Source organism: Pseudonocardia sp. ICBG601, assembly GCF_020496245.1.
Map to the genome: position 1 here is coordinate 1,022,068 of NZ_JAHLJA010000148.1, position 26,122 is coordinate 1,048,189.

28 protein-coding genes are annotated in these 26,122 nt (G+C 75.3%); 9 read left to right on the forward strand and 19 right to left on the reverse strand.

The genetic code is table 11. From position 1 onward, the window contains the following. Positions 1–171: 171 nt before the first annotated feature. Entirely contained in the window at positions 172–369 is a 198-nt protein-coding gene (locus tag KPL57_RS34065) for a DUF397 domain-containing protein (protein ID WP_179762957.1), read from the forward strand. On the opposite strand, the gene KPL57_RS34070 is transcribed toward KPL57_RS34065, so the two are convergent. Next, positions 366–1,232, reverse strand: a complete 867-nt coding sequence (locus KPL57_RS34070; protein WP_226354696.1) for a helix-turn-helix transcriptional regulator — start codon at positions 1,230–1,232, stop codon at positions 366–368. The genes KPL57_RS34065 and KPL57_RS34070 overlap by 4 nt on opposite strands. Positions 1,233–1,470: 238 nt before the next feature. Here KPL57_RS34070 and KPL57_RS34075 point away from each other — a divergent pair, with 238 nt between their 5' ends. Then, positions 1,471–1,671: a hypothetical protein gene (locus KPL57_RS34075; RefSeq protein ID WP_226354697.1), complete on the forward strand. Its 201-nt coding sequence runs from the start codon at positions 1,471–1,473 to the stop codon at positions 1,669–1,671. A gap of 31 nt (positions 1,672–1,702) precedes the next feature. Here the strand turns inward: KPL57_RS34075 and KPL57_RS34080 are convergent, their stop codons facing one another. After that, positions 1,703–2,050, reverse strand: coding sequence for a hypothetical protein (locus KPL57_RS34080; protein ID WP_226354698.1), 348 nt, complete (start codon positions 2,048–2,050; stop codon positions 1,703–1,705). A gap of 31 nt (positions 2,051–2,081) precedes the next feature. Between KPL57_RS34080 and KPL57_RS34085 the strand changes: the two genes are divergently transcribed. Continuing rightward, a complete protein-coding gene (locus tag KPL57_RS34085; protein WP_226354699.1) occupies positions 2,082–2,399 on the forward strand; it encodes a hypothetical protein in 318 nt (105 codons plus the stop codon). An 87-nt stretch (positions 2,400–2,486) separates the two neighbouring features. On the opposite strand, the gene KPL57_RS34090 is transcribed toward KPL57_RS34085, so the two are convergent. Beyond that, positions 2,487–3,173 (reverse strand): thioredoxin domain-containing protein, encoded by a 687-nt coding sequence (locus KPL57_RS34090; RefSeq protein ID WP_226354700.1) that lies wholly within the window; start codon positions 3,171–3,173, stop codon positions 2,487–2,489. Between the two features lie 149 nt (positions 3,174–3,322). On the opposite strand from KPL57_RS34090, the gene KPL57_RS34095 reads away from it, so the two are divergent. Together KPL57_RS34095 and KPL57_RS70540 are read left to right on the forward strand one after the other, a co-directional pair. Further along, positions 3,323–5,632 carry a cation-translocating P-type ATPase gene (locus tag KPL57_RS34095; RefSeq protein ID WP_226354701.1) on the forward strand — a complete coding sequence of 770 codons (2,310 nt, stop codon included), beginning with the start codon at positions 3,323–3,325 and terminating at the stop codon, positions 5,630–5,632. A gap of 54 nt (positions 5,633–5,686) precedes the next feature. After that, positions 5,687–6,565, forward strand: coding sequence for a helix-turn-helix transcriptional regulator (locus KPL57_RS70540; RefSeq protein WP_226354702.1), 879 nt, complete (start codon positions 5,687–5,689; stop codon positions 6,563–6,565). Here the strand turns inward: KPL57_RS70540 and KPL57_RS34105 are convergent. Further along, positions 6,466–7,740: an MFS transporter gene (locus KPL57_RS34105; RefSeq protein ID WP_226354703.1), complete on the reverse strand. Its 1,275-nt coding sequence runs from the start codon at positions 7,738–7,740 to the stop codon at positions 6,466–6,468. The two genes, KPL57_RS70540 and KPL57_RS34105, sit on opposite strands and share 100 nt — an antisense overlap. A gap of 90 nt (positions 7,741–7,830) precedes the next feature. Between KPL57_RS34105 and KPL57_RS34110 the strand changes: the two genes are divergently transcribed. Continuing rightward, positions 7,831–8,289, forward strand: a complete 459-nt coding sequence (locus tag KPL57_RS34110) for an SRPBCC family protein (RefSeq protein WP_226354704.1) — start codon at positions 7,831–7,833, stop codon at positions 8,287–8,289. Positions 8,290–8,296: 7 nt separating this feature from the next. Here the strand turns inward: KPL57_RS34110 and KPL57_RS34115 are convergent, their stop codons facing one another. From KPL57_RS34115 to KPL57_RS34130, 4 genes are read right to left on the reverse strand one after another with little or no spacing between them, the layout of a single operon-like run. Continuing rightward, positions 8,297–8,956 carry a class II aldolase/adducin family protein gene (locus tag KPL57_RS34115; RefSeq protein ID WP_226354705.1) on the reverse strand — a complete coding sequence of 220 codons (660 nt, stop codon included), beginning with the start codon at positions 8,954–8,956 and terminating at the stop codon, positions 8,297–8,299. Continuing rightward, positions 8,953–10,221: a 3-oxo-tetronate kinase gene (otnK, locus tag KPL57_RS70545; RefSeq protein WP_226354706.1), complete on the reverse strand. Its 1,269-nt coding sequence runs from the start codon at positions 10,219–10,221 to the stop codon at positions 8,953–8,955. The genes KPL57_RS34115 and otnK overlap by 4 nt, the downstream gene beginning before the upstream one ends. Before the next feature lie 37 nt (positions 10,222–10,258). After that, positions 10,259–11,626 (reverse strand): GntP family permease, encoded by a 1,368-nt coding sequence (locus KPL57_RS34125; RefSeq protein ID WP_226354707.1) that lies wholly within the window; start codon positions 11,624–11,626, stop codon positions 10,259–10,261. Between the two features lie 35 nt (positions 11,627–11,661). Next, positions 11,662–13,020, reverse strand: coding sequence for a homoserine dehydrogenase (locus KPL57_RS34130; protein ID WP_226354708.1), 1,359 nt, complete (start codon positions 13,018–13,020; stop codon positions 11,662–11,664). A 176-nt stretch (positions 13,021–13,196) separates the two neighbouring features. Here KPL57_RS34130 and KPL57_RS34135 point away from each other — a divergent pair, with 176 nt between their 5' ends. Next, complete coding sequence (locus KPL57_RS34135; RefSeq protein ID WP_226354709.1) at positions 13,197–13,985, forward strand: DeoR/GlpR family DNA-binding transcription regulator; 789 nt, start codon at positions 13,197–13,199, stop codon at positions 13,983–13,985. Positions 13,986–13,991: 6 nt separating this feature from the next. Here the strand turns inward: KPL57_RS34135 and KPL57_RS34140 are convergent, their stop codons facing one another. The 3 genes from KPL57_RS34140 to KPL57_RS34150 form a co-directional block, all read right to left on the reverse strand. Beyond that, the gene (locus tag KPL57_RS34140) at positions 13,992–16,028 is read right to left on the reverse strand and encodes a cytochrome c oxidase assembly protein (RefSeq protein WP_226354710.1); all 2,037 of its coding nucleotides are present in this window, start codon (positions 16,026–16,028) and stop codon (positions 13,992–13,994) included. Between the two features lie 104 nt (positions 16,029–16,132). Next, positions 16,133–17,725, reverse strand: a complete 1,593-nt coding sequence (locus tag KPL57_RS34145; protein WP_226354711.1) for a serine/threonine-protein kinase — start codon at positions 17,723–17,725, stop codon at positions 16,133–16,135. Between the two features lie 158 nt (positions 17,726–17,883). After that, on the reverse strand, positions 17,884–19,167 hold the full coding sequence (locus KPL57_RS34150; protein WP_226354712.1) for a geranylgeranyl reductase family protein: 1,284 nt from the start codon (positions 19,165–19,167) through the stop codon (positions 17,884–17,886). Positions 19,168–19,247: 80 nt separating this feature from the next. On the opposite strand from KPL57_RS34150, the gene KPL57_RS34155 reads away from it, so the two are divergent. Next, a complete protein-coding gene (locus KPL57_RS34155) occupies positions 19,248–19,646 on the forward strand; it encodes a nucleotidyltransferase family protein (RefSeq protein ID WP_226354713.1) in 399 nt (132 codons plus the stop codon). Then, on the forward strand, positions 19,643–20,062 hold the full coding sequence (locus KPL57_RS34160) for a HepT-like ribonuclease domain-containing protein (RefSeq protein WP_226354714.1): 420 nt from the start codon (positions 19,643–19,645) through the stop codon (positions 20,060–20,062). Before KPL57_RS34155 ends, KPL57_RS34160 begins: the two co-directional genes overlap by 4 nt. Before the next feature lie 7 nt (positions 20,063–20,069). On the opposite strand, the gene KPL57_RS34165 is transcribed toward KPL57_RS34160, so the two are convergent. From KPL57_RS34165 to KPL57_RS34200, 8 genes are all read right to left on the reverse strand, one after another. Then, positions 20,070–20,438, reverse strand: a complete 369-nt coding sequence (locus tag KPL57_RS34165) for a hypothetical protein (protein WP_062399487.1) — start codon at positions 20,436–20,438, stop codon at positions 20,070–20,072. Then, positions 20,435–20,875, reverse strand: coding sequence for a hypothetical protein (locus KPL57_RS34170; RefSeq protein ID WP_226354715.1), 441 nt, complete (start codon positions 20,873–20,875; stop codon positions 20,435–20,437). The genes KPL57_RS34165 and KPL57_RS34170 overlap by 4 nt, the downstream gene beginning before the upstream one ends. Beyond that, positions 20,859–22,103, reverse strand: coding sequence for a molybdopterin-dependent oxidoreductase (locus tag KPL57_RS34175; protein WP_226354716.1), 1,245 nt, complete (start codon positions 22,101–22,103; stop codon positions 20,859–20,861). The genes KPL57_RS34170 and KPL57_RS34175 overlap by 17 nt, the downstream gene beginning before the upstream one ends. 8 nt (positions 22,104–22,111) lie before the next feature. Further along, entirely contained in the window at positions 22,112–22,735 is a 624-nt protein-coding gene (locus KPL57_RS34180) for a bifunctional 2-polyprenyl-6-hydroxyphenol methylase/3-demethylubiquinol 3-O-methyltransferase UbiG (RefSeq protein WP_226354717.1), read from the reverse strand. Next, a complete protein-coding gene (locus KPL57_RS34185) occupies positions 22,732–23,421 on the reverse strand; it encodes a DUF2064 domain-containing protein (protein WP_226354718.1) in 690 nt (229 codons plus the stop codon). The genes KPL57_RS34180 and KPL57_RS34185 overlap by 4 nt, the downstream gene beginning before the upstream one ends. Then, positions 23,418–24,065 (reverse strand): glycosyltransferase family 2 protein, encoded by a 648-nt coding sequence (locus KPL57_RS34190; protein WP_226354719.1) that lies wholly within the window; start codon positions 24,063–24,065, stop codon positions 23,418–23,420. Before KPL57_RS34190 ends, KPL57_RS34185 begins: the two co-directional genes overlap by 4 nt. A 78-nt stretch (positions 24,066–24,143) precedes the next feature. Further along, complete coding sequence (locus tag KPL57_RS34195; RefSeq protein WP_226354720.1) at positions 24,144–25,202, reverse strand: NAD(P)-dependent oxidoreductase; 1,059 nt, start codon at positions 25,200–25,202, stop codon at positions 24,144–24,146. Positions 25,203–25,213: 11 nt separating this feature from the next. Next, the gene (locus KPL57_RS34200; protein WP_226354721.1) at positions 25,214–26,032 is read right to left on the reverse strand and encodes a nucleoside phosphorylase; all 819 of its coding nucleotides are present in this window, start codon (positions 26,030–26,032) and stop codon (positions 25,214–25,216) included. Between the last annotated feature and the right edge of the window lie 90 nt (positions 26,033–26,122).

Genomic DNA, 26,122 nt, shown 5'->3' on the forward strand with positions numbered 1-26,122 from the left:
TGCGTCACGGGCGGGCGACGGCTGCGTAATGCCGCTAACGGACCGAGCGTCCGGAACGAACGAGTGAACATCTCGCCCGGCCCCCACTCGTTGTGCGAGACGTCGGTGTCGCTCCCCCTCGCCGACAGTGCTGCCGGCCCCGACCGGCGAGATGCGAAGCCGAGGTCGAGAGTGTCCGACGGTCAGTTCGTCACCAGTTCCTTCTGTGCGAAGGGTGAATGCGTGGCCGTCGCGGCTGACGCGACCGGTGTGCGCGTCCGGTCGACGACCGCGGAGGCGGTCGTCGTCGGATTCACCGACGACGAGTGGTCGGCCTTCGTCCGTGGGGTCAAGAACGGCGAGTTCGACCTCGACCGCCTGCGCGGTTAGGACCGTCCCGCGAATCTCCGGTCCAGCATCCTCCGGCTGTCGTCCGGGGACATGGCCTGGTCGAGGAGCCGCTGCCAGATCTGCCGGTAGTCGGCGACGGCCTGCGGAGTGTCGATGAAGACGTCGTTCTCCGTGCCCTCGACGTTGACCATCGGCCAATCCGTCTCGGGATGGCGAGGCGTGAAGACGGAGAACGTGCTGGTCGCGCTGGTCCAGCCGGCGCGGAACGGCAGGATCTGCAGCGTGACGTTGGGCTGGTCGCCGCGGCGGATCAGCTCGCCGATCTGCGCCCGCAGCACCTCCTCGTCGGCGCACCGGTGCAGGGCGACCTCGTCGAGCAGGACGTGCAGTTCGAGGGGTGGGGCCTCTGCCCGGTCCGGTTCGATCACATTCTGACGACCCATCCGGATCTCCATCATGCGTTCGATCTCGACGTGATCTTGGCCGGCGAACACCTCGGTCAGCAGCAGACGGGCGTAATCCTCGGTCTGTAGCAGTCCGGATATCGGAATGCTGAAGGTGCTCTTGGCGCGAGACTCCGCCTCCAACGAGATGAGCATGTTCAGGTCCACCCCGGACGGAGCGGGACCCAACGGTTCCCACCAGCCCGGAGCCTTCGCATCGTTCGCCCATCCGAGAATGCGATCGCGTTCGGTATCTGAGGCCTCGTAGATCTCCAGCAGATCGCGGACGTCACGGAACTTCGGTTCCACCTGCCCCGTCTCGATGCGGGACAACTTCGAGGCCGAGACCTCGAGGAGTTTCGCGATCTCCGAGAGCTGCCGATGGCGCGCCACACGGAGCTGCTTCAGGGCCCAGCCCAGACGTTTGCGGATGACGAGTGGGCCGTGTGCCGCGGTCATGACCACACGTCCTCCGGTGATTGCTGCGGATGGTCCCCGGCGATGCTATCGCGGATGCAATTGCAGACCGGATATTGCTTTCAGTCTGGTGCAGCCGGCGTTCGCACCGCATACTCAGCTCCCAGATCCTGGACAGCGGTCACCACCGCTGAAGGGGGTGCGCCATGCACGACCATGACGGCACCACACACAGTCCCGAGATCCCCACCCCGCCGCACCAGAGCGGAGGTGGCACACCATGACCACCTCGCTGATCCTCGTCGGCGGAGTCCTCGCCCTCATCTGGTTCTCCGTGCTCATCGGCATGTCGATGGACACCGAGACCCAGCGGCGCCAGTGGAAGCGGGTCGCCCGCGAACGCCGGGACCGCTGGGAGGAACGGCAGCTGCTCCTCCGCAGCTGCCCCCGGCTGGACTGCCCGTTGCGTCGGCCCGGCTGAGCGGTCCGCCGACGTGCCGGACGCCCGGCGCTCACCAGAACCCGACGGCGAACCGGACGGCGTGCCACCGGTCGTCGTCGAGGCGCAGGTGGACGTCGAAACGGGTGTAGCCCTCGGCGTGCGGGTCGTCGTCGGGGGTCACGGTGAGCCCGAGTGTCACGTCGCCCCGCTCGGGGAGGGGCTCGGGGTGCACCTCGGCGAACTCCGGGTGGAACGCCTCCCGCGCGAACCGGGGCGCGAGGTAGCGGCCCAGCATGTCCAGCGCGACGGCGACGACCTGCGCGCGGTCGGCGAGCAGCGCGTCCGCCACCCGGTCCCGCTCCGGGCCGCCGTGCACGATGACCTCGAACCCGTCGGGGCAGCGCCGCAACCTCTCCACGGCCCGAGTCTGCCCGCCTAGGCTGCGGGGCGTGATGGAGGTCGTCGACCACGAGCCGCACTGGTGGTTCCTGCTCCGCGACGGCGACCGGCTGTACCTCGATGTGAACTGCGAGCACAGCTTCATCGGCTACGCGATGCTCGTCGAGCTCGACGACGGCGAGCGCCGTGCACACGAGGAGGGCGGGCACGCCTACCTCGACCGCCTCGCCGAGGACATCAACGCGAGCGCTCCGGTGCTGCGCGACAGCCGTTCGCCGTACCGGGGCAGGGACCTCACGCGGTCGCTCGGCCCCGCGGTGACCGACGCCGTCCGCCGGTGGCGTGCGACGGGCGACATCGCACCCTGACGGTTCCCACGGGCCACGGGATGACCGCGGCAGCGCGGCGCTGGGGTGGCGCGGCGATCCGGGCCGCGCCACCCCAGGTTCGGGGCCTCAGCCCGCGGCGACCGCCTGCTGGAGGGCCTGCGGGGTCGCGTCGATCTGGGTGCCGTCGACCTTCACGGTCGGGGTGCCGGACACGCCGTCGCGCAGCGACTGCTGGGTGATCTGGGTGACCCACGGCGCGTAGCGCTGGTCGTCGACGCACTGGGCGAAGTCGCCGCCCGCGCCGGCCTTCTGCCCGAGCGCGACCAGCTGCTCGTTCGGGAGCCCGGCGCCGCCCTCGGCGGGCTGGTTGTCGTAGAGCTCCTTCTCGAACTGTGGGAACACCCCGGCCGCGGCGGCGCATCCGGCCGCGGCGCCCGCACGGGTCGAGTACCGGGTCGACGACGCCCGGTCCAGGATGGCGATCGGGTGGTAGACGATCTTCGCCTGGCCGGAGGACACGATCTGGTCGAGCGTCTGCCCGGACTGTGCCTCGAACTGCTTGCAGATCGGGCACTGGAAGTCGAGGTAGATGTCGATCGTCTTCGGGGCCGCCTCGTTGCCGACGGTCACGCCCTGCGCGGACGCGTTCGCCGGTACCGCGATCCCGCCGCCGGAGTTCTTCCAGTAGACGCCGACACCGACGACCGCGGCGAAGGCCACCACGACGATCAGCGCGATCACCGTGAACTGCGACGGTCCCTTCCTCGCGGTGAGCGGGTTCTTCGCCGCCGCCTTCCGCTTCCCGGTGGCCATCAGGGTTCCTCCTCGGACGTCCGCGTGCCCCCACTCCCGACGACCAGTTGTACGCCCTGTCGCCCCGCAACGGTTCGGCGGGGCGCCGGTCCGCCGCAGGTCAGGGGCCCGGGTGGCGGATCTTCGATCGCGTGTAGAACCATGGGGTCGTGAGTACCGACAGCGCCGTGGACCGGGCCGTAGGGGAGACGGACGTCCGTACGGTCGAGCTCAAGATCGACGGCATGACCTGCGCGGCCTGCGTCGGACGGGTCGAGCGCAAGCTCGGCAAGCTCGACGGCGTCGACGCGACCGTCAACCTCGCCACCGAGCGCGCGCTGGTCCGGTACCCGTCGGCGACCCCGGTCGCGACCCTGGTCGAGACGGTCCGCAAGGCCGGCTACGGCGCCACCGAGATCCGCCCGACCGACACCGGCGACGAGGCCACCTCCGACGACACCGCGCTGCGGCGGCTGCGGACCCGGATGGCCGTCGCGCTCATCCTGTTCATCCCGCTGGCCGACCTGTCGCTGGCGATGTCGCTGGTCCCGTCGCTGCGCTTCCCGTACTGGCAGTGGGTGGTCGTCGCGCTGGCGCTGCCCGTCGTCGGCTGGGCGGCGTGGCCGTTCCACCGCACCGCCGTGCTGAACCTGCGCCACGGGACGACGTCGATGGACACCCTCGTCTCGCTCGGCGTGATCTCGGCGTCGGCCTGGTCGCTGGGCGAGATGGCGTTCCTCGACACCCGGCAGACCCTCACCGGGTGGGACGCGGTGCTGCACCCGTCCGGCCCGCTCTACCTCGAGGTCGCCGCCGGGGTCACGACGTTCGTGCTGGCCGGGCGGTACTTCGAGGCCCGCGCCCGCCGTACCGCCGGGCGTGTCATGCGCTCGCTCGCCGCGCTGGAGACCGACGAGGTCACGGTCCTGTCCGGGGGGACGGAGTCCCGCGTCCCCGTGCGACGGCTGCGGGTCGGCGACCGCTTCCTGGTGCGGCCGGGCGAGCGGGTCGCCGCCGACGGCGTCGTCGAGACCGGGCGGGCCGCCGTCGACACGAGTGCGATGACCGGCGAACCGGTCCCGGTCGAGGTCGGGCCGGGCGACGCCGTCACCGGCGGCACGATCGCCTCGGGCGGGCGGCTGGTCGTCGTCGCCGAGCAGGTCGGCGCGGACACCCGGCTCGCGCGGATGATCGCGGCCGTCGAGCGGGCGCAGACCGAGAAGTCCGCGACGCAGCGGCTGGTCGACCGGGTGTCGTCGGTGTTCGTGCCGGTGGTGCTGGCGCTGGCGCTGCTCACCCTCGGGGGCTGGTTGCTGGCCGGCGCGGGCTGGGCCGGCGCGCTGGCGCCCGCGATCGCCGTGGTGATCATCGCCTGCCCCTGCGCGCTGGGGCTGGCGACGCCGACCGCGCTGATGGTCGCGACCGGCCGCGGCGCCGAGCTGGGCATCTTCGTGAAGGGGCACCGGGCGCTGGAGACCACCCGGGCCGCCGACACCGTCGTCCTCGACAAGACCGGCACGCTGACGACCGGGCGGATGGCCGTGGTCGAGGTCGCCGCCCTCCCGGGTGCGGACGCGGCGCAGGTGCTGGCCCGCGCCGCCGCCGTCGAGAGCGGGTCCGAGCACGCCATCGCCGCCGCGATCCGTGCCCACGCCGGACCGGACGTCCCGGCGGTGGAGGACTTCGTCGCGCTGCCCGGGCTCGGCGCCCGCGGCACCGTCGACGGCCGCACCGTCTCCGTCGGGCGCCCCCCGGAGGACGCGGGCGCGCTCGCGCCGCGGCTCGCGGAGTGGGAGGCGGCCGGGCACACCGTCGTCGCCGTGCACGTCGACGACGCCCTCGCCGGGCTGGTCGCGCTGGCCGACCCGGTGAAGGAGTCCGCGCCGGTCGCGGTGGCCGAGCTCGTCGCGATGGGGCTGCGCCTGGTGCTGCTGACCGGTGACCGGCCCGCCGCCGCGCACGCCGTCGCCCGGGCCTGCGGGATCACCGAGGTCGTCGCCGGGGCGCTGCCCGACGGCAAGGTCGACCACGTCCGTGCGCTGCAGGCGCAGGGCCGCACCGTCGCCATGGTCGGCGACGGGGTGAACGACGCCGCCGCGCTCGCCGCGGCCGACCTGGGTATCGCCGTCGGCTCGGGCACCGACGTCGCGCTGGAGGCCGCCGACGTCGTGCTCGTGCGCGACGACCTGCGCGTGCTCCCGGCGACCGTCGAGCTCGCCCGCGCCACGATGGGCACCATCCGCGGGAACCTGTGGTGGGCGTTCGGCTACAACACCGCGGCGATCCCCATCGCGATGGCGGGCCTGCTGAACCCCCTGCTCGCCGGGGCCGCGATGGCGCTGTCGTCGTTCCTGGTGGTCACCAACAGCCTGCGGCTGCGGAAGGCGGCGAGCTGGGCCGACGGCACCCTCGGCGGGACACGCACCCCGGTCGGCGAGGAGTCGACCGACTACGTGGAGCCCACGGTCCGCACCCCCTGACCGGACGGGCGTGGTCGCCGGAATACGGCGGCCCGTCCCGCGGCTGATCCAGGGGTGACCGCGCCCCTTCCCGATGCGATCGACACCCGTCTCGACCGGATGCTGGCCGGCATGGAGTGGGAGCTGCAACGGTCCCGCCGCTCCCGGGTGACCGACGGCGCGACGGCCACGGTGCTCCGCGACGCCGCTGGGTTCGTCTTCCTGCACGAGGGCCGCGCCTCGGTCCGCACGACGACCGGCTGCTGGACGACCGTCGCGGCGGGCGACCTCGTCCTCGTCCCGCGGCCGGGGGACCTGACGGTCCGCGGCGAGGACGGGGCGGACCTCACCGCCGTCGTGTTCGCCGGGGCCCCGGCCCGCCCCCGCGACGACGGCACGCTCCCGACCGCACTCGTCGCCCGCGCGTTCGGGCCCGCCGAGCCCGGCATGGCGACGCTCGTGCGCGGGATGGAGTGCGGGTGGAGCACCGTCGGCGGGCGGGTCCGCAGCGGCGACACCGTGATCTGCAGCCGGATCGCCACCACGATCGCCGTGACCGCGGTGCGGATGTGGGTCGAGCAGCAGCCGGCCGGTACCGACCGGTGGCTCGCCTCGGCGCTCGACCCCCGGATCGCCCGCGCCCTGCACGCCATCCACACCGACCCGGCCCGCCCCTGGACGGTCGCCGACATGGCCCGGGAGGCGACCATGTCGCGGGCGGTCTTCGCGGCCCGCTTCGCCGAGGTCGTCGGCCGGACCCCGGCGGACTACCTGGCCGCCACCCGGGTCGACGCCGGCCGGGCGCTGCTGGCCGACGGCAGCGCCACGGTCGCCGAGGTCGCCCACCGGGTCGGCTACCGCTCCGAGCTCGGGTTCGCCCGGGCGTTCCGCCGCGAGTCCGGGATGTCGCCGTCCCGGTGGCGCTCGTCGGTCCGGTCCTCGCCCGCGTCGTAGGGCGGGTCCTGCGGGGCGGAGCCGAAGGTCAGACCGCCGACCGCGGCCGCGACGGCCGCACCGGCGAGGGTCGCGCGCACCCCGAGGCCGTCCACGAGGAGCCCGCCGGCGGCGGCCCCGATCGTGATGGCGAGCTGGAACCCGGCGACGAGCAGGCCGCCCCCGGCCTCCATGCGGGTCGGCGCGACCCGGGCGATCCAGGTCGTGACCACCGTCAGCCACGCCCCGAACGACAGCCCCCAGACGGCCACGCCGGCGACGACCACCGGCAGCACCGCCGGGAACGCGGCCACCGCGGCGACGCCGGCCGCGAGCGTCGCCGGGACCGCGAAGCGCACGACCCGCAGGTGGCGGTCGACGACCAGCCCGACGACGACGTTCCCCACCACGCCGCCCGCACCGAACACCGCCAGCAGCACGGCCACCCCGCCGGCGTCGAGACCCGGGACGGTCCCGAGCGCCGGGCGGATGTAGGTGAACGCGGCGAAGTGCCCCAGGACGGTGAGCACGTGGCCGGTGAGCCCGCGCCCGATGCCGGGCGCCCGCAGGGTGTCGAGCAGCGGACGGAGACCGTCCGAGGCGTCCGGGGCCACGGTCGGGAGCGCCGACCGGATCGCGACCGCGGTGGCCGCGGACAGCACGGCGACGCCGACGAACACGGCCCGCCACCCGGCCACCGACCCGAGCAGGACGGCCAGCGGCACCCCCGCCACCGTCGCGACGGTCGTCCCGGTGTTCACGAGCATCACCGCGCGGCCGAGCCGCCCGGGCGTGCTCAGCCGGGCCGCGACGGCCAGCGACATCGCCCAGAACCCGCCGATCGCGGCCCCGAGGAGCAGCCGCGCCAGCAGCAGCACGACGAAGTTCGGCGCCACCGCGACCGCCAGGTTGGACGCCGCGGCGGCCACGGCCAGCGCGGTCAGCAGGGCCCGGCGGTCGAGCCGGGGCAGCAGCACCCCGATCGTGGGGGCGACGAGGAGCCCGACGAACGCCGTCGCCGACACGGCCTGCCCGGCCTGGCCCTCGGTGATCCCGAGCGCGGCGGCCATCGGGGTCAGCAGGCCGGGCGGGAGGAACTCGGCGAGGACGAGCACGAAGCTCGTCAGCGCCATCACGGCGACCGCGCCCCAGGCGGTGCGTTCGGGGCGGGTCGTCGGTACGAGGGTGTCGGTCATGCCCCCAGGTTTCGCTACGGAACGGTCCTCGGCCCATCGGATCGTCCGGCGGAGCAGACCGAGCGTCCGGATCCCGCTACGGTCGCCGCCGTGAGCAGCTACGTCGTCGAGCGCCGGACCGTCGTCGACGCCCCCGCGGACCGGATCCACGACCTGGTCGCCGACCTCCACGCCTGGCGGTCCTGGTCGCCGTGGGAGGACCTCGACCCGGCCCTGGAACGCCGCTACGACGGCGCCGAGCGTGGCACCGGCGCCCGCTACTCCTGGTCGGGGAACCGCAAGGCAGGCCGCGGCACGATGGAGGTCGTCGACGACACCCCGGAGCGCATCGAGGTCCTCGTGCGCTTCGAGAAGCCGTTCCGTTCGACCAGCACCTCCGCGTTCCTGCTGGCCCCGGCCGGTGCCGGCACCGAGGTCGTCTGGCGGATGACGGGTGAGCAGTCCGGGGTGGCCGCGCTGGTCGGCCGGATCGTGCCGATGGACCGGCTGCTCGGCGGGGACCTGCAGAAGGGCCTGGCCCGGCTGGCGACGGCCGCCGGCACGGGGTGAGCGGCGCTCAGCCCCAGTGCGTGCCGTACCGCTCGGCCAGCTCGCGGGCCTGCCCGTCGTCGAGCCACCGGGCCTCGCGCCCGCCCAGCAGCACGGTCACCCGCGCGGCCTCCTCCAGCTCCACAGCGGCGTCGACGGCGCGGTCCAGGTCGGCACCACCCGTCAGCGAGCCGTGGTTGCCGAGCAGGGCGGCGGTGAACCGCCCGGGCAGCCCGTCGAGGCTCGCGGCCAGCTCCTGGGAGCCCGGCGGGGCGTAGGGCGCCAGCGGGGTGCGGCCGACCCGCATGACGAAGTACGGGGTGACCGGCGGCAGCGCCGAGGCCGGTGACCAGGGGGGCAGGCAGGACGCGGCGACCGCGTACGGCGAGTGCAGGTGGACCACCGCCGCGACCCCGGGCTCGCTGCGGTACAGCGCCAGGTGCAGCGGGACCTCCTTGGACGGCCGCGCCCCGGTCACCGGCGCCCCGGTGGTGTCGACGACGGCGAGCCGGTCGGGCTCCAGCTCCCCGAGCCCGAGCCCGGTCGGGGTGACGACGACCAGGTCCCCGACCCGCTCGGACAGGTTCCCCGAGGCGCCGGGGCTCAGCCCGGCCGCGACGACCTGCCGTCCGGCCGCGCAGACGCGGTCCGCGGCCGCGAGCAGGTGCCCGGGAAGCGGCCCGGTCACCGTGCCCCGTCCGGTGCCGCGTCCCAGGCCCGCACGAACAGGTCCGCACCGCCGAAGTTGCCCGACTTGAGGACCAGCCCGAGCGGCTCCTCGCCGGCGCCGCGCTCGGCCCGGGCCCAGGCCACGCCCGGGTCGAGCCGTGGCCCGACCACGAGGCCGCGGACCCCGAGCGCCGCGACGACGGCCCCGGAGGTCTCACCCCCGGCCACGACCAGGCGCCGCACCCCACGCTCGACCAGCAGCCGGGCGACGGCGCCGAGCGCCTCCTCGAACAGCGGCGCGGCCTCGGGACCGGACAGGTCGCCGTCGTCGCCGGTCGCGTAGACCACGACCGGGCCGTCGGCGGGGGAGCAGGCGAGCGCCTCCTCGGCGACGGCGCGGTGGGTGCCCGCCGGGTCCCGGCGCAGCGCGGCGGGGTCGAGCCGGATCCCGCGGCCCGCGGCGGCACCGGCCCGGACCTGGGCCCGGGTGGCCTGCGAAGCGCTGCCCGACAGCACCACCCGGGGCCCGTCGCCCGCGGCGGGGATCGCGGCCTCCGCGGCCGCGTGCGGTCCGGCGAGCCCCTGGGCGACGGCGCTGCCCCCGGTGAGCAGCGGCAGGTCGGCGGTGGCCTCGACCAGGGTGACCAGGTCGGCGTCGCACACGGCGTCGACGACGACGTGCCGCGCCCCGGCGGCGGCCTGCCCGTCCAGCGCCGCACGCAGGGCGGCCGGTCCGGCCGTCACCGCGGGGAGCGGGACCAGGCCCACGGCCCCGGCGCCGCCGCGGACCTGCGGGGCGAGCAGCCGGGGCAGGCTGGAGTCGTGCATCGGGGTCAGCGGGTGGTCGCGCATCGGCGACTCGTCGAGCGGGTCGTCGCCGACGAACAGGTGGCCGCGGTAGACCGTGCGCCCGTTCGCGGGGAACGCGGGCGCGACCACCGTCCACGGGGCGCCGAGCGCGTCGAGCAGGGCGTCGGCGACCGGCCCGATGTTGCCCCCGGGGGTGGAGTCGAACGTCGAGCAGTACTTGAACAGGATCCGGTCGCAGCCGTGGGCGCGCAGCGCCGACAGCGCGGCCAGCGAGCCCGCGACGGCCTCGGCGGGCGGCGCGGTCCGGCTCTTGAGGGCGACGACCACCGCGTCGGTGCCGTCGGCGGCCGGGGGCAGCCCACCGGACACGGCCTCGCCGGGGACGACGGCGGTGCGGAACCCGGCGGCGGTCAGCACGATCGCGAGGTCGGTCGCGCCGGTCAGGTCGTCGGCGATGGCGCCGATCGTGGTCACGGTCGTCCTCCTGGGGTGGGGGGCGGTACGGGGGTCGTCACACGACACCGACGGCGATCAGGACGTTGAGCACCGCGAAGCCGGTCACGCCGGAGATCACCGAGGCGACGCCGATCGAGCGGATCCCCTGGCCGACGGTCATGTTGGACAGCGTGGTGGTGACCCACCAGCCCGACGAGTTGGCGTGCTTCATGATCTGGGCGCCGGTGGCGCAGGCCAGGTAGATCGCGATCGGCGCGAGCCCGAGCACGTCCACCAGCGGCTGCATGATCGCCGCGGCGGTCATGACACCGAGGATGTTCGACCCGGTGATGGTGCAGACCGCGGCCGCCACGAGGAACGGGATGATGATCGGCGAGATGCCGATCTGCTGGACGCCCTCGGCCACGCTCTCGGCCACCCCGGTCTCCCGGATCGTGGCCGCCAGCGCCCCGCCGACACCGGTCAGCGCGAGCGGCATCGCGGCGATCCGCAGGCCGCTCTCGAACAGGTCGGTCAGGGTCTCCTTGTCCCGCCAGCGACCGCGGAACAGCGGCAGGGACAGCACGCAGGCCAGGAACAGCGCCATCGTGGGCTCGCCGACGAACTCCAGCGCCCCGCGCACGGGGTTGTCCTCGGCCATCAGCGGCCCGAGCAGCGAGGCGCCGCTGATCAGCACGATCGGCGCGACGATCGGGGTCAGGCAGGCGAGCAGCGACGGCCCGCGGACGGCGGTCCGCTCGGTCACGGCGGTGTCGCCGGAGGGTCCGCTCCCGCCGGTGGCCAGGTGCTCGACGAACTCGGGCTTCGGGTCGACGTGGGTGCGGATGGTCGTGAGGTAGAGGGTCGCGGCGAGGATGCCCGGCACGCCGACGGCGAGGCCGAGCAGGATCGCCTGGCCGGTCGGGACCCCGAGCAGCGCGGCGGAGGCCAGCGGGCCCGGTCCGGGCGGCACGACCGAGGTCATCACGTAGGCGCCGATGTAGAGGATCGGGCCCAGCTTCATCATCGAGATCCCGGTGCGGGCCGCGAGCGCCGAGACGATCGGGATCAGCATGACGACGACGGAGTCCGCGATCAGCGGGATCCCCACCACCGACGACGCGAGCGCGACGGCCCAGGGGACCTTCCGCCCGGAGAACAGCCGCAGGCACCGTTCGGTGATGGCCTCGGCGGCGCCGGAGAGCTCGAGCATCTTCCCGAGCACGCAGCCGAAGATGACCAGCAGGCCGACGCTGGCGAGGGTGTTGCCGAAGCCCTCGGTGACCAGGTCGATCGTCCCGGTCCCGCCCATGCCCAGCGCGAGGCCGAGCGCGACGACCACGACGAACAGCGTCGCGACGGGGTGGACCTTGAAGCGGGCGATGAACAGGACGAGGACGACGAGCGCGAGCAGGAACGCGCTGAGGACGTAGATGTCCGACACGACGATGTATCCGATCGGGGAAGGGGAGGGCGGGGTCAGCCGGTCGCGCCGGTGCGCCAGGCCGCGAGCAGGTGGGGGTCGGGGTCGGCGAGGTCGCCGATCCGCACCGGGGCACCGGCCGGTACGTCCCGGGCGAGCGTGGTGTGCGCGGCCAGGTAGAGGGGTGCGACGTCGTCGGGCGCCTCCGCCGCGGCGAACAGCACCGGGGCGACGCCGTCGACGTCGTGGTGGTGCCCGCCCATGGCCAGGGTGCGGCCGGTGGCGAGGCCGGTCCGGGCGCGCCCGGCGAGCACGACGTGGCGACCGCGGTCCGGGGGTGCCGCGGCGGGGCCGCGCTCGGCGACGGCGAGGACCGACAGCGGCGTCTCGACGCCCATGAGGTGGTAGGGCAGGTAGAGGCAGGCGTAGCGCCCGTCGCGGCTCACGACGTGGCCCTTGCCGGACAGCGTCTCCCAGGTCACCGGGTCGTGGGTGCGCACGACGACGAACACCCCGCCGGCGAAGCTCGCCTCGTCCGGGCGGCGCAGCACGGTGAACACGTCGACCACGCCCGGCCGCCCGGTCACGCCGCCGTCCCCGGCGAGGGCGTAGACGTCGGCGAGCTCGGCGACGCGGGCCACCGGGTAGTGCAGGGTCTCGACGTCGGGGACCAGCCCGGTGGCGTCGGCGACGACGGCCATCTCGCACAGGTCCGCGGCCGCGCTGCGCCGGATCGTGGCGACTGCGTCGGCGCGCGCGTCCAGCGTGCCGCGGACGCCGCCCGGCTCCGGCGGGGCGAGCAGCCGCTCCGGGTCGGCGACGTCGATCTCCTGGTCGAGGTGGCGCAGCCGGCCGGTCGACGGGTCGAGCACCAGGTCGTACTCGCCGGACTTGCCGGCCGCGACGACCTCCAGGCCGAGTTCGCGGGTGCGGGCGTACCACTCGACGAGGTTCGCCGGCTGGTCCCCGGCGCCGGGCACGTAGCCGAGGCCGCGGTCGGCGGCGCGCCGGGCGAGGTCGGTGCCGACGACCGTCTCGACCTCCTTGGACACCATCACCACGTGCCGGTCGTGCTCCAGCGCGTCGACGGCGGCGCGGTACCCCGCGGCGGGGCTGCCGGTGGCCTCGACCAGGACGTCGTGCCCGGCCCCGGTCAGCAGCGCCAGGTCCGGGACGACGGCGACGGTGCCCGCCGGGCGGGCGGCGACCTCGTCGGCGGTGCGGCACACGGCCAGCTCGTCGGCGCGGAAGCCGAGCTCGCGGCACATCGTGACGGTGCCGTCGACGTCGAGGTCGCACAGCGCGTCCGGGACGACCCGCGGGGTGTGCCGGGTCTGGGCGAGCAGGGTCCGGCCGAAGCCGCCCCGTGCGCCGGTCAGCGCGTAGCGCACCGGTGGTGCTCCGGACGGGGGCATGCGACCTCCTCGAACGCCGGTGGCGACAGCACGGCGTTGTCGACGACCGCCCGGCGGCGCGGCGGACGCTAGCACAGCAGTTCACACGAGAGTCAATATTCTTCACGTAGCGGCACATGCGCTATCGTCCGCAGGTCCGTCGGCGAGTTCGACCGCAGGTGTCCGGAGGCCGTCCAGTGATCCCCGACCAGCGCCGCGAGCGGCTGCTCACCGAGCTCCGCGGAGCGGGCGTGCTGTCCGTCCGCGAGCTCGTCGAGCTGCTGGGCGTCTCGCACATGACGGTGCGCCGGGACATCGCCTCGCTGGAGGCCGAGGGCCGGGTCTCCTCGGTCCCCGGCGGCGTCCGGTCGGTGGAGAAGCTGCACAGCGAGCCGACCTACCGCGCCAAGGTGTCGGTCCGGCCCGCGGAGAAGCGCGCCATCGCCCGCGAGGCGGTCCGGCTGATCGGCGACGACCAGGTCGTCTACCTCGACGCGGGCACGACGATCGGGCAGGTCGCGGCCCTGCTGTGGGGGCACACCGGGCTGACGGTCGTCACCAACGACCTGACGACGGCCGTGCTGCTCAGCGACCACCCCGGCCTGGAGCTGTACCACGTCGGGGGCCGGGTCGACCGCGGCAACCGGTCCACCGTCGGCGAGCTGACCGCCCGCGCCGTCCGCGAGCTGAACATCGACGTCGCGCTGATCTCGTCGAGCTCCTGGGACGACGCCCGCGGCAGCACCACCCCGGTCGAGGCGAAGGTGCCGGTCAAGCGGGCCGCGATGGCGTCGGCCGAGCGCTCCTACCTGGTCTCCGGCTCCGACAAGTACGGCGCCGTGAGCACCTTCCGGGTCGCCGGGCTCACCGACTTCGACGCCGTCGTCACCGACGCCGGGCTGCCCGCGGGCGCGGCCGCGCGGCTGCGCGAGCAGGGTGTGACGGTGCACGCCGCCGAGCCGGACGGGACCGCGCTGCCGGGCTGAGCAGGCTCAGCCGCCCCGGCGCATCTGCTCCAGCATCGCGTTGTAGGCCTTCAGCTCCGCGTCGTCGTCCCGGTCGGCCTGCCGGTCCTTGCGGGTCGCCTCCCGGGAGTCGTCGCGCGACCACTGCACCACCAGCGTGACCATCACCAGCAGCATCGGGATCTCGCCCGTCGCCCAGGCGATGCCGCCGCCGGTGCGCTGGTCGTCGAGCAGGTCCAGCCACGGCAGCCCGACCTGGCGGTAGAAGTTCTCCCCGAGCACCGTCGAGGAGCTCATCACCGCGACGCCGAAGAACGCGTGGAACGGCATCGTCGCGAGCATGACCGCGAGCCGCCCCAGGTGCGGCAGCCGGTGCGGGGCGGCGTCGACGCCGATCAGCGGCCAGAAGAACAGGTAGCCGACGAGCACGAAGTGCAGGTTCATCAGCTGGTGGGTCCAGTGGAACCGCAGCGCCCCGTCGAACAGCGGGGTGAAGTACAGGACGTAGAACGAGCCGACGAACAGCACCGCCGCGAACGCCGGGTGGGTCATGACCTTCGCGACGCGCGAGTGCACCGCCGCGAGCAGCCACTCGCGCGGGCCGGGCGGGTTGCCGCGGCCCGCCGGGCGTAGCACCCGCAGCGCGAGCGTGACCGCGCCGCCGAGGCTCAGCAGGATCGGCGCGAGCATGTTCAGCGTCATGTGGCTGATCATGTGGACGCTGAACATGGACGGGGAGTAGAAGCCCAGCCCCGACGACGTCGCCAGCAGCAGCGTCGCGCAGCCCAGCAGCCAGGCGACGGTGCGCCCGACCGGCCACACCACCCCGCGGGCCGCGAGCCGGCGCACGGCCACCAGGTACAGCCCGGCCAGCACCAGCGCACCGGTGCCGAACAGCAGGTTCCAGCGCCAGTCGGTCAGCACCGCGAGCGCGGAGAACGGCCGGACGATGTCCCAGCCGATCAGGGTCTGCAGCGCCGAGTCGTCGGCGACGACGAACCGCGGCGGCACCAGCCGGATGCTCGCGACGCCCAGCGTCGCCACCGCCGCCCCCAGCACCGCGACCACCGGCAGCAGCCGGCCCGGCACCGGCCCGGCCGGGGCGGCGACGAGCCCGCGGACCAGCAGCGCGGTCAGCGGGACCAGGGCTGCGAGCAGCACCGCGACGACCACGGCGACCCGCACGTAGGCCGACCCGCCGAGCGGCCCGGCGTCGGTCACCACCAGCTGGAAGATGATCTCACCGGTCAGGTACACGACCCCGCCGACGGCGAGCAGCCCGCGGACCCGGCCCGCCGTCCGTCCCTCGATCACGCCGCCGTGCGCGCGGAACGCGACCAGCGCGGCGACCAGCCCGAGCCAGGCGGTCCCGGCGACGGCGCGCAGCACGTTCGCGTCCCCGCTCCAGTCGTGCCCGGCCCCGGTCGCGGCCGGGTGGACCGCTGCGGGCACCGCCATCCCGCACGCGGCGACCAGCCCGAGCGCGGCGGCGGCCTTCCAGCTCAGCGAGAACGCCGACCCGAGGGCGACGAGCAGCAGCAGCGCCCCGGCGAGCGCCCAGCCCAGCGGCTCCTCGATGGTCGCGGCGGCGCCGAGCCACCCGAACGGGCCCACCGACGCCAGGACGCCGGGGGAGTTGCCGGTCATGTCGGCCACCGACAGCCAGCCCGCGGCGATCGCCGACACCCCGGCGACGGTGGCGGCCAGGGTGCCCCGGCGCAGCGCGCGGTAGCCGTGGACGTCGACCGTCCCGGACCCCTGCGGCGCCGCGACCAGGCCGCCGACCAGCAGCGACCCGGCGGCGAGCGCGGTCGCGGCGACGGCCAGGACCTTCGCGACGACCGTCGCGGCCTTCAGGCCCGGCGCGGGCACCGGCAGCCCGCTCTGCCGCCAGAAGCCGTCGTCGCCGATCGAGACGGCGACCGCGAGGCCGGCGCACAGCAGCACCACGGCGACCGTGAGCGCGGTCAGGAGCCCACGGCGGTCGCGCCGCGCCGGCACCGCCGGTGCGGGCGGCGCACCACCGGCCGCGTCGGTCGTCGCCTGCTCCGTGCTCGCGCTCACCGAGAACCCCTCCGCAGGTGGTCACCGGGCACGTACCGCGCCCGTGTCACCCCCGATGGTCCCCGTCCGGCCCGGCGCGCGCCGCACCGGGTCGGACGGGTCACTCAGTTGCCGGTGATCCCGGACCACCAGCGCTGGATCGACTCCCAGAAACCCTGCGCGTCCTGACCGATCTGGCCGGGGTCGGGCAGGTTCGACGGCAGCGACGGCAGCTCGCTCGGCAGCGACGGCAGGTTCGACGGGAGCGAGGGCAGACCCGACGGCAGACCCGGGATGTTGCTCGGCAGCTGGATGCCGCCGTCGTTCTCGCTGGTCGGGGCCTCGGTCGTCGTCTCGGTGGTGGGCGGTGCGCTGGTCTCGGTGGTCGGCGGGGCCTGGGTGTCGGAGTCGCCGTTGCCGAACAGCAGGAACCCGAGCAGCAGCACCAGCAGCGCGACGACGAGCGCGCCGATCGCGATCCACTTCCCGATCCCCGACGAGCCGAGGTCACGCGGCTCGGGCTCCGGCTCCGGTGCGACGACCGGCGGAGCGACGGCGGCCGGCTCCGAGAGGATCTCGGCGACGCGGCGGGCGTCCGGGCGTCGCTGCGGGTCGGTCGCGGTGGACTGGGCGATCGCCGTCCGCACCGGCTCGGGCACGTCCGCGGGCACCACCGGGGCGCGGTTCACGCGCTCGGCGGCGCCCTGCAGCCCCTGGCCCTGGTACTCCTGCCGCCCGGTCCAGGCCTCCAGCAGCACGAGGCCGAGCGCGTACACGTCGGTCGGCGGCCCGACCGGTCGGCCCTGGACCTGCTCCGGCGACAGGTACGCCGGCGTCCCGATGATCTCGCCGGCCGCGGTGTGGCCGTCGGCGCCGAGCAGGGCGGCGATGCCGAAGTCGGCGAGCCGGGCCCGGCCGTCGGAGTCGACGAGGATGTTCGACGGCTTGATGTCGCGGTGCGTGACGCCCTGCGAATGGACGTAGGCCAGGGTCTGGGCGACCTCGGTACCGATCCGGCGGATGTCCTCGGGCGGCAGGTCCTCGCGGGCGATGACGTCCTTGAGCGTGGGCCCGTCGACGAGCTCCATGACCAGGTAGGCGCGGTCGGCCTCGACGGCGAAGTCGTGCACCGCGACCAGACCCGGGTGGCGCAGGTTCGCCATGACCTGCGCCTCCTGCTCGAAGCGCTGGTCGGCGCTCGGGTCGTCGGCCGCACCGAAGATCTTCACGGCGACCGGCCGGTTGAGCCGGGTGTCGGTGGCCCGGTGCACGTCGGACATCCCGCCCTGGCCGAGCAGCCCCTCCAGCCGGTACCGGCCGCCGAGCAGCTCGGGCTCGGTGATGGGTGCGGGCATCATCCGGGTCGCGTCCGGGCGCGACGGGCGCGGCGCGCGGTAGGCGGCGGTCGGCGGGGCGCCGAGGTGGTGGGTCGGGGCCTCGCCGGGCCCGAGGCGCCGGGTGCCGTCCGCGGGGGCACCGGGCCCACCGGGGCCCGGGCGGCCGGGGCCGGGGGGCGGGCCGACCCGGCGGGTGGCGTCCGGCGCGTTGCTGCGGGTCGCCGGGTCGTCGTCGGCGCGCCGCGGCGCGGGCCGGGCCCCGCCGACGCGACGGGTCGGGTCGGGCGCGGGACCGCCCGGCGGCCGCTGCCGGCGGTTCCCCGTCCGCCACGGGTCGGACGCATCCCTGCGGGTGCGCTCCGGATCGTCGCCGCGGGTCACGGGCCCTCCCGGTCTGCTGGTGCAGCCGGGCCGCGGGCGCGCGCACCGGCCGTCCGCCGTCGTGGCGGACCTCCTGGCGGCGACCGTACCGTCCGGAACCGGTCACCCCGGTGGACGGCGCGCTGCCACCACCCGGTGATCCTCCCGCCCCGGAGCCCTCAGCGCGCCGCGACCGGTGTGCGCAGGTCGGCGGCGGGGAAGGGGGGCCGGTCGTCGAGGCGGACCGACAGCTTCCCGGCGGCCCGCCAGGCACGGGCGGTGAGGTCGCGGTCCTCGTCGGTCACGAGGTTGCCCATCACCCGCAGCGCGACGGTCATCAGTGCCCGCGACCGCATCCCGACCGGCCCGGCCAGCGGCAGCAGCCGGGGGATCGTGATCAGCCCGGCGAGCCTGCGGGCGATCGAGAACGCCAGGCCGTAGTGCGAGCGCAGGGTCGCGGGCCAGGCGCGGTCCAGGTCGGCGCCCGACGCGAGCAGCTCCGCGACCAGCCGGCCGGTCTCCAGGCCGTAGTCGATGCCCTCGCCGTTGAGCGGGTTCACGCAGCCCGCCGCGTCGCCGATCAGCGCCCAGTTCGGGCCCGCGACCCCGGAGACGGCGCCGCCCATCGGCAGCAGCGCGGACCTCACCAGCTCGACCTTCGGGCCCAGCTCCCACTCGGCGCGGCGGGCGTTCGCGTAGTGCTCGATCAGGCCGCGCAGCTTGATGTTGGCCGGGCGCCGGTCGGTGGCCAGGGTGCCGACGCCGATGTTGACCCGGCCGTCGTTCAGCGGGAACAGCCAGCCGTACCCGGCCAGGACCTCGTCGGCCTCGCCGCGCAGCTCCAGGTGCGAGCTGATCCACGGGTCGTCGTGCCGGCCGGAGGTGACGTAGCCGCGGGCGGCGACGCCGTAGGCGGTGTCCTGGTGCCACTCCCGGCCCAGCACCCGCCCGAGCGTGGAGCGCGCCCCGTCGGCGACGACGAGCCTGCGGCACCGGACGGAGCGGCCGTCGTCGAACAGCACGGCGTCGACCCGGCCCCCGGCGAAGGTCACGTCGACGGCCTTGGCGCCCTCCATCGGGGTCGCGCCGGCCTCCAGGGCGACACGGCGGATGCCCGCGTCGAGCTCGGTGCGCGGGATCGCCGAGCCGTGCGCCGGCAGCGACCCGCCCGGCCACGGCAGCTCCAGGACCTGCCCGAACCCGTGCGCGCGCAGTCCCTGGTTGGTGCCGTGCGAGTCGACCCAGCCACCGAGGCCCAGGTGCCCCAGCTCGGCGATCGCGCGCGGGGTCAGCCCGTCACCGCAGGCCTTGTCCCGGGGGAAGGTCGCGGAGTCGGCGAGGACGACGTCGAGCCCGTGCCGCGCCGCCCACGCCGCCGCCGCCGACCCGGCCGGTCCCGCCCCGACGACGAGCACGTCGGTGGAGTCCGGAGTGGTGGCGGGCGGGACGGGGCCGGTGCTCATGACCCCAGTGTCGCAACCCGGCCGGGCGACCGCCGCCGAGCGTGCCCCCGGTCACGACCGGGGCCGCTACCGTGGCACCCGTGACCGGACCGCAGACACAGGACCCGGCCCGGCTCGACGCCGTCCGGGCGGTGGCGGCCCGGGTACCGGGGCTGACGCTCCTGCTCCTGCACGGGTCGCGCAGCCGCGGTCAGGAGCATGCCGGGTCGGACTGGGACCTGGGCTATCGCGGCGACGCCGACCCGGCCACGCTGCTCGACGCGGTCGCGTCGGCGCTGGGTACGGACGCCGTCGACCTCGTGGACCTCGACCGGGCCACCGCGCTGCTCCGGTACGAGGCCGCCCGTGACGGCGTCGCCCTGCACACGACCGGCGACGCGTATCGCGACTTCGTGCTGGAGGCCACCCGCTTCTGGTGCGACGCCGGTCCCGTGATCCGGCGTGCGCAGCAGGACGTCCTCGCGGGGCTCGGGCGGTGAGCGGGGCGATCCGGCCGGAACTGCTCGCCGAGCGCGCGGCGACAGTCCGCCGGCACCTCGATCGTGTGCGGGACCGGCTGCCGTCGGACCCGGACGGGCTGGCCCCGATGACCGACGCGACCGACGCCGTCGTCCTGCACCTGTGGCAGGCCATCCAGGTCGTCATCGACACGGCGGTGTCGGCCTGCGTGACATCGGGGCTGGGCTCCCCGCCCACCTACGGTGACGCGTTCCGCCTGCTCGGGAGGCACGGCGTCGTCGAGACCGGACTGGCGAACCGGCTGGCCAGGGCCGCTGCGTTCCGCAACCTGCTGGTCCACGCCTACGGCGAGCTCGACCTGCGCCGGGTCCACGCCATCGCCTCTCAGGGCCCTGCCGACCTGCTCGCGTTCCTGGCGGCCCTGCGCGACGCGTGAGCGCCGGTCACGACCGGGTCAGGTGCCAGAGGATCACGTCGTGGGCGTGGCGGGCCTTGTCGTCGCCGCGAAAGGCCACCTCGTGCACGGCCGCCCCGACGGTGATCGCGATCTGGCTGGAGCTCGCGAACCGGCCCAGCAGGTTCCGGTCGGCGACGAACGAGACCGAGGAGATCCGGCCGTAGGGGATCGAGGTGATCGCGGTGCGCTTGCCGACGAAGGAGTTGTCCTGCAGGACCGCCCGCAGGTCGGTGAGGCCGAGGAAGCCGGTGCCGGCGCCGATCGCGTCGTAGACGGCGATGATCCGCTCGCCCTCCAGCAGGCCGGCGGCGACCTTGTCGAGCTGGTCGCGCTTGTCGAAGACGGGTTCGCTCATGGCTCCGATACTGCCCGGCGGGCGAGCAGCGTCCGCACCGTCCAGACCAGCGCGGAGACGGCGAACAGCACGACGGTCAGCCACACCCACCGCATCCGGTACGGCTCCTGGTCCAGCCCGGTCGCGTTCAGCGTGCTCAGCGCGCCCTGCCGGATGATCCCGGGCAGGAACATCAGCAGCGCGAGCCCGGAGCCGAGCACCGGGATCCGCACGTGGTTGACCAGCGGCACCCGGGTGCGGGGCAGCGCGAGCAGCAGCAGCCGGTCCCCGGCGGCGTAGAGCGGGAACAGCACGAGGTCGTGCAGCAGGACCGCGCCGGCGAACCACCAGGCCATCGTGACCAGGTCGGGGGACCCGCCGACGATCGCGTACGCCGCCCACCCGGCGAGCGCGAAGCAGCCGAGGGCGGCGAGCAGGCGGCTACCGAGGAGCAGCACGGGAGAACCCGATCGTCGCGACCCACTTGGTGTTGTGCACCCCGGGCAGCGCCGGGACGATCAGCCGCGCCGGGTACCCGTGGTCGGGCGACAGCTCGGCGCCGTTGACCCGCAGCGCGAGCAGCGAGTCCGGCGACAGCGTCTGGGCGCGGTTGAGCAGCGACCGGGCGAACGGGCTCCCCACCTCGACCGACCGCACCTCGGCCGTCGCCGGATCGGTGACGCCCGCGGCGCGGGCCAGGTCGGTCAGCCGCACACCCGTCCACACCTGCGAGGTCGACCAGCCCTCGACGCAGGCGATCGGCAGCTCCGCGGTGTGCTGCGGCAGCGCGGCCAGCGCCGCCCGGTCGAGCACCACCGGTGCCGTGCCGCCGGTCAGGGTCAGCGTCCAGGCGCTCCCGACCGCGGCCGGGGCGATCCCGGACGCGACGAACGTGCGGTTGACCGGGAAGTCGTTCGGCCCGCCCCGCTCGGTGCTGTCGGGCGCCGTCGTCCGGCCCCGGGGCAGCAGCAGCGCCGTCGACCGGAGCCGGTCGGTGAACTGCCCGACGGTCAGCGCCGCGACGAACAGCATCCCGCCGCCGACCAGGGCGATCGCGCCGCGCCGCGACATCGTCGGCGGGTCCGGGTCCGGCGCGACCAGCGGGTGCGCCGGCTCGGACCGGGTGGCCGCGAGCGGCGTGGCCAGCTCGGAGCGCAGCGAGCGGCCCCGCAGCGAGCGGACCATCGTCGGGAGCTTCGTGACCACGTGCAGCGCGAACGAGGCCAGGAACACCCAGGCCGCGGCGTAGTGGCCGTCGTAGAAGGAGAAGCCGAAGACGTAGTCGTACTGGACGTTCAGCAGGCCGGTGACGATCAGGAACAGGATCGAGCCGACCAGCAGCACCAGCGACAGCCGCTCCAGCAGCGTCACCGGGTTGCGTTCGGGCGCGGTGAACAGCTTCGGGATGACCGACCACAGCTTCGCCAGGACCAGCGGCACCAGCACGATCCCGAGCCCGACGTGCAGGCCCTCGGTGAGCCGGAACAGCCAGGCCGGCGACACCGGCCAGTCCACCCAGGGCAGCTGCAGCCCGCCGACGGCGTCGGCGGCCGGGATGGCCTGCTCCCGGCCGTAGGCGAGCCGGTCGAGCAGCCCGGTGAACGCCACGATCGGCAGCCCCACCAGCAGCGGGAGGGCGAACATCGAGGTCAGCCAGGGTCCCCGGATCGGGCTCCGCCACCGCATCACGCGCTTCACGGTCCGGTCAGCTCCAGGAACACCCGGGCGCCGAGGTGCACGTCGGTCACCCGCAGACCGGCCCGCCCGGCCGTCACGGCGAGCGGCACCGCGCCCTGCGCGGCCCACGGGATCGGCTCGCCCGCACCGCTGCCGCACAGCACCCGGGCGGTACCGCGCCAGGTGTGCTCGGGGCGCGGGTCGGCCTCCACCAGCACCGTCCCGCCGTGGGCGAGCAGCCGGACGGCGCGGGCGAGCAGGGCGACCGGGTCGCCGCCGATGCCGATGTTGCCGTCGGCGAGCAGCACATGGGACCAGCTGCCCTCGCCGGGCAGCGGGCCGAACAGGTCGGCCTGGACCATCGCGACGCTGCGGCGGTGGCACAGCACCCGGGAGACGGCGGAACCGTCGACACCGAGGGCGGCGATCCCGCGCGCGGCGAGCGCGACGAGCAGCCGGCCCGGTCCGCAGCCGAGATCGACGGTGGGGCCCGCGCAGTGGCGCAGCAACCAGTCGTCGCAGCCACCGGCGGCGTCGGCCCAGCGGTCGACGTCCAGCGCGATCTCGGTGCCGTCGTCACAGAGCAGGCGGGAGGGGGCGCCGGACAGCGGCATGTCGAAGCCCTCGGCGGTCACGGTCACACCGACACCTCCGGACATCGCAGCCTCAGCTCGGCGACGGCGCGGGCGAAGCGGCTCCCCGGGACCTGCGCGGCGACGGCGACGGCCTCCGCGGCCGTGTCGACGTCGGTCAGCGGCTCGGCGAGGGCCACCCGCAGGCCGGCGGCCCGCAGCGCGTCCAGCGTCCGGCCGCCGGTCTCGGCGGTCGACATCGGCACGCCGTGCAGCGCGGTGGCGGCGAGCGGGTCGCGCAGGCCCAGCACCCACCAGCCGCCGTCGGTCGCGGGGCCGAGGACGGCGTCCACACCCGGTTCGGCGAGCCGGTCCGCACAGTGGGACAGCAGCCCGGCCGTGGCCTGCGGGGTGTCCATCCCGACCTGCAGGGTCGGGCGGCCCGGGTGCAGCGCGGCGGCGTCGGCGTGCGCGGCGGCGATCCGCGCGGCCAGTCCCTCCCCGCGCTGCGCGACGACGGCGAGCCCGTCCAGCGCGGCGGCCAGCTCGGCCGCGCCGACGGCGGCGGCCCGGTCCCCGGTCATCGCGACGACGGTGTCGCCGGCCACCCCGGCGGTGGCCTCGAGGGTGTCGAGCAGCGCCGCCGAGGCGATCGCCGCGGCGAGCTCCGGCGTCGCGGGCGGACACAGCCGCGTCTTGACCCGGCCCGGCTCGGGCGCCTTCGCGAGGACGACGGTGGTGACGGGGCCGGTCATCGCAGCAGCCGGATCATGTCGCGCCCGGCCCGGACGGTGCCCGTGACCGAGCCGGAGACCTTGGACCGCCCGCCGGCCCGCCGGGAGTAGGCGACCGGGATCTCGTCGAACCGCCAGCCCGCCCGGCCCGCCCGCAGCAGCAGCTCCAGCGGGTAGCCGAACGCCCGGTCCTCGACCCGCAGGTCCAGCAGCGCCTGCCGGCGTGCGACCCGGATCGGGGCGATGTCGTGCACCGGGACCCCTCGGGTCCGCAGCATCCCGGCGATCACCGCGTTCGCCGCACGGGCGTGCCAGGGCCACACCCCGACCGTGTCCGGCACGCGCCGTCCGACGGCGATGTCGGCGCGGCCGGACGCGACGGTCTCGGCCATGCCGGGCAGCACGTCGGCGTCGAGGGAGCCGTCGCCGTCGAGGAAGGCCACGAGTTCACCGGTGGCCGCCTCCAGCCCGGCGTGCACGGCCGCGCCGTAGCCGCGACGCGGTTCGACGACCACCCGCGCCCCGTGCCCGCGCGCGACCGCCGCGGTGTCGTCGGTCGACCCGTTGTCGACGACGATCACCGGCCAGTCGTCGGGCATCCGCTTCAGGACGTAGGGCAGCGCCTCCGCCTCGTCGAGGCACGGCAGCACGATCTCCGGGTGCACGTCGCGATCTTCACCTCTCCGCCGGGCCACCGCCCGCCGAATGCGGGAGGGTCCCGCAGGAGGTTCGAACGGCGCCCCTCAGCGGTTCGTGGTGATCGGTGAACGGAGTGGGTCGGTCGCGAACGCCGTCACCCCGTCGGTGAAGGTGGTCCGGGCGCGGAAGCCCAGCCGGGCCGCGGCGTAGGCCGGATCGGCGACGACGTGGCGCACGTCGCCGGGCCGGGCACCGCCGACGATCACGGGCTCGGGGCCGTCCATCGCGCGGGCCAGCTCGGCGGCGAGGTCGCCGATGGTGTGCGGCTCGCCGGAGCAGACGTTCGCGGCGCCGAAGCCGGTCGGCTCCGGGTCGGCGACGAGTGCGGCGGCGTTGGCGGCGGCGACGTCGGTGACGTGCACGAAGTCCCGGCGCTGCCGGCCGTCCTCCATCACCCGCGGCGCCTCACCGCGCTCCAGCGAGGACCGGAAGATCGACGCGACGCCCGCGTAGGGGGTGTCGCGGGGCATCCGCGGGCCGTAGACGTTGTGGTAGCGCAGCGACCACACCGTCCCGCCGGTCTGGCGGGCCCAGGCGCTCGCGAGGTGCTCCTGGGCGAGCTTGGTGGCGGCGTAGGTGCTGCGCGGGTCGACCGGCGCGGACTCCGGGACGAGGCCGGACTCCAGGTCCTTGCCGCACTCCGGGCAGCGGGGCTCGTAGCGGCCGGCCTCGATGTCGTCGAGCGCACGCGGCCCGGGCCGGACGACGCCGTGGTCGGGGCAGTCGTAGCGGCCCTCCCCGTAGACGACCATCGACCCGGCCAGCACGAGCCGGTCCACCTTCGCGGCGTGCATCTGCGCCAGCAGCACCGCGGTGCCGAGGTCGTTGTGGGAGGCGTAGTCGGGGGCGTCGGCGGGGGAGACACCGTGCCCGACCATGGCGGCCTGGTGGCAGACCGCGTCCACCCCCGGCAGGAGCCGGGACAGGGTGTCGGCGTCGCGCACGTCGCCGCGGACCAGCTCGTGGTCCAGCTCCGGGGCCTCCCCGCCGTGCGCCTGCGGCAGCAGCGCGTCGAGCAGGACGACCTCGTGGCCGTCCGCGACGAAGCGGTCGGCGACGTGGGACCCGATGAATCCGGCACCGCCGGTGACGAGGACGCGCATGCCCGCAGACGCTAGGGCGTGCCGGTCCCGCCCGCCGGGTGCGCCTCCGGCCCGGTGCCCGCCCGACCCGCGTCCCAGGTCTCGGCGGCGGCCAGCGCCAGGCCGAACAGCCCCGCCCGGGCCTCGCGGGCGCTGGTCCAGCCGCGGTGCTCCCACTCCGGCCCGGCGAGCGAGTCCGCGGCGAGGAACACCTGGCCGTAGCCGACCCCGATCCGGCGCGCGGCCGCGACCAGCGCGGACGCCTCCATGTCGACCACCGCGCAGCCCTCGTCGCGGCGCCGCGCGACCCGCGCCGGGGTCTCCCGGAACACGGCGTCGGTGGTCCAGCACCGCCCGACGACGTGCGGCACCCCGGCCTCGTCGAGCAACCGGACCACCGCGTCGACGCCGTCCGGGTCGGCGTCGATCGTCCGCGACGGCGGCTGGTAGTGGAACGAGGTGCCCTCGTCGCGCAGCGCGCTGCCCAGGACGACGGCGTGCCCCAGCGTCAGCTCGTGTCGCAGCGCCCCGGCCCCGCCGACCCCGACGACGGTGCGGACGCCCAGCGCCGCGAGGTGCTCCAGGAACATCGCCGCCAGCGGCGCGCCGACGCCCGGGTGCAGTACCGCGACCGGTGTCCCGCCGGGCCCGGTCGTGCGCCACACCGGGCTGCGGCCGAGCTCGCTGCGCAGCACGGTCACCGCCTCGGAGCGGGTCCCGACGTCCTCGACGACCTCGGGGAACCAGCACAGCACCGCCGCGGCCGGCATGTCCGGGCGGTGCGGGGTGATCGCCGACGCCCGGATCACGCCCTCGGCGTCCAGGTCGTCCTCGTGCAGGGGGAGGTCCATCGTCGACGATCATCCCCCGCGCACCCGGTCGGGTGGAACACCGCAGGTGGGCGGGGTGACCCTCTCGCCCGGCGTCCCGGGGACGACGGC

Excerpts from the sequence above, each read along its gene's own strand:
- KPL57_RS34195 (WP_226354720.1), bottom strand. The coding sequence starts at position 25,202 with ATGCGCGTCCTCGTCACCGGCGGTGCCGGATTCATCGGGTCCCACGTC.
- KPL57_RS34175 (WP_226354716.1), bottom strand. The coding sequence starts at position 22,103 with ATGCGGTGGCGGAGCCCGATCCGGGGACCCTGGCTGACCTCGATGTTC.
- KPL57_RS34200 (WP_226354721.1), bottom strand. The coding sequence starts at position 26,032 with ATGGACCTCCCCCTGCACGAGGACGACCTGGACGCCGAGGGCGTGATC.
- KPL57_RS34070 (WP_226354696.1), bottom strand. The coding sequence starts at position 1,232 with ATGACCGCGGCACACGGCCCACTCGTCATCCGCAAACGTCTGGGCTGG.
- KPL57_RS34090 (WP_226354700.1), bottom strand. The coding sequence starts at position 3,173 with ATGGCCACCGGGAAGCGGAAGGCGGCGGCGAAGAACCCGCTCACCGCG.
- KPL57_RS34165 (WP_062399487.1), bottom strand. The coding sequence starts at position 20,438 with ATGAGCGAACCCGTCTTCGACAAGCGCGACCAGCTCGACAAGGTCGCC.
- KPL57_RS34075 (WP_226354697.1), top strand. The coding sequence starts at position 1,471 with ATGACCACCTCGCTGATCCTCGTCGGCGGAGTCCTCGCCCTCATCTGG.
- KPL57_RS34185 (WP_226354718.1), bottom strand. The coding sequence starts at position 23,421 with ATGACCGGCCCCGTCACCACCGTCGTCCTCGCGAAGGCGCCCGAGCCG.
- KPL57_RS34105 (WP_226354703.1), bottom strand. The coding sequence starts at position 7,740 with ATGACCGACACCCTCGTACCGACGACCCGCCCCGAACGCACCGCCTGG.
- KPL57_RS34150 (WP_226354712.1), bottom strand. The coding sequence starts at position 19,167 with ATGAGCACCGGCCCCGTCCCGCCCGCCACCACTCCGGACTCCACCGAC.
- KPL57_RS34130 (WP_226354708.1), bottom strand. The coding sequence starts at position 13,020 with ATGCCCCCGTCCGGAGCACCACCGGTGCGCTACGCGCTGACCGGCGCA.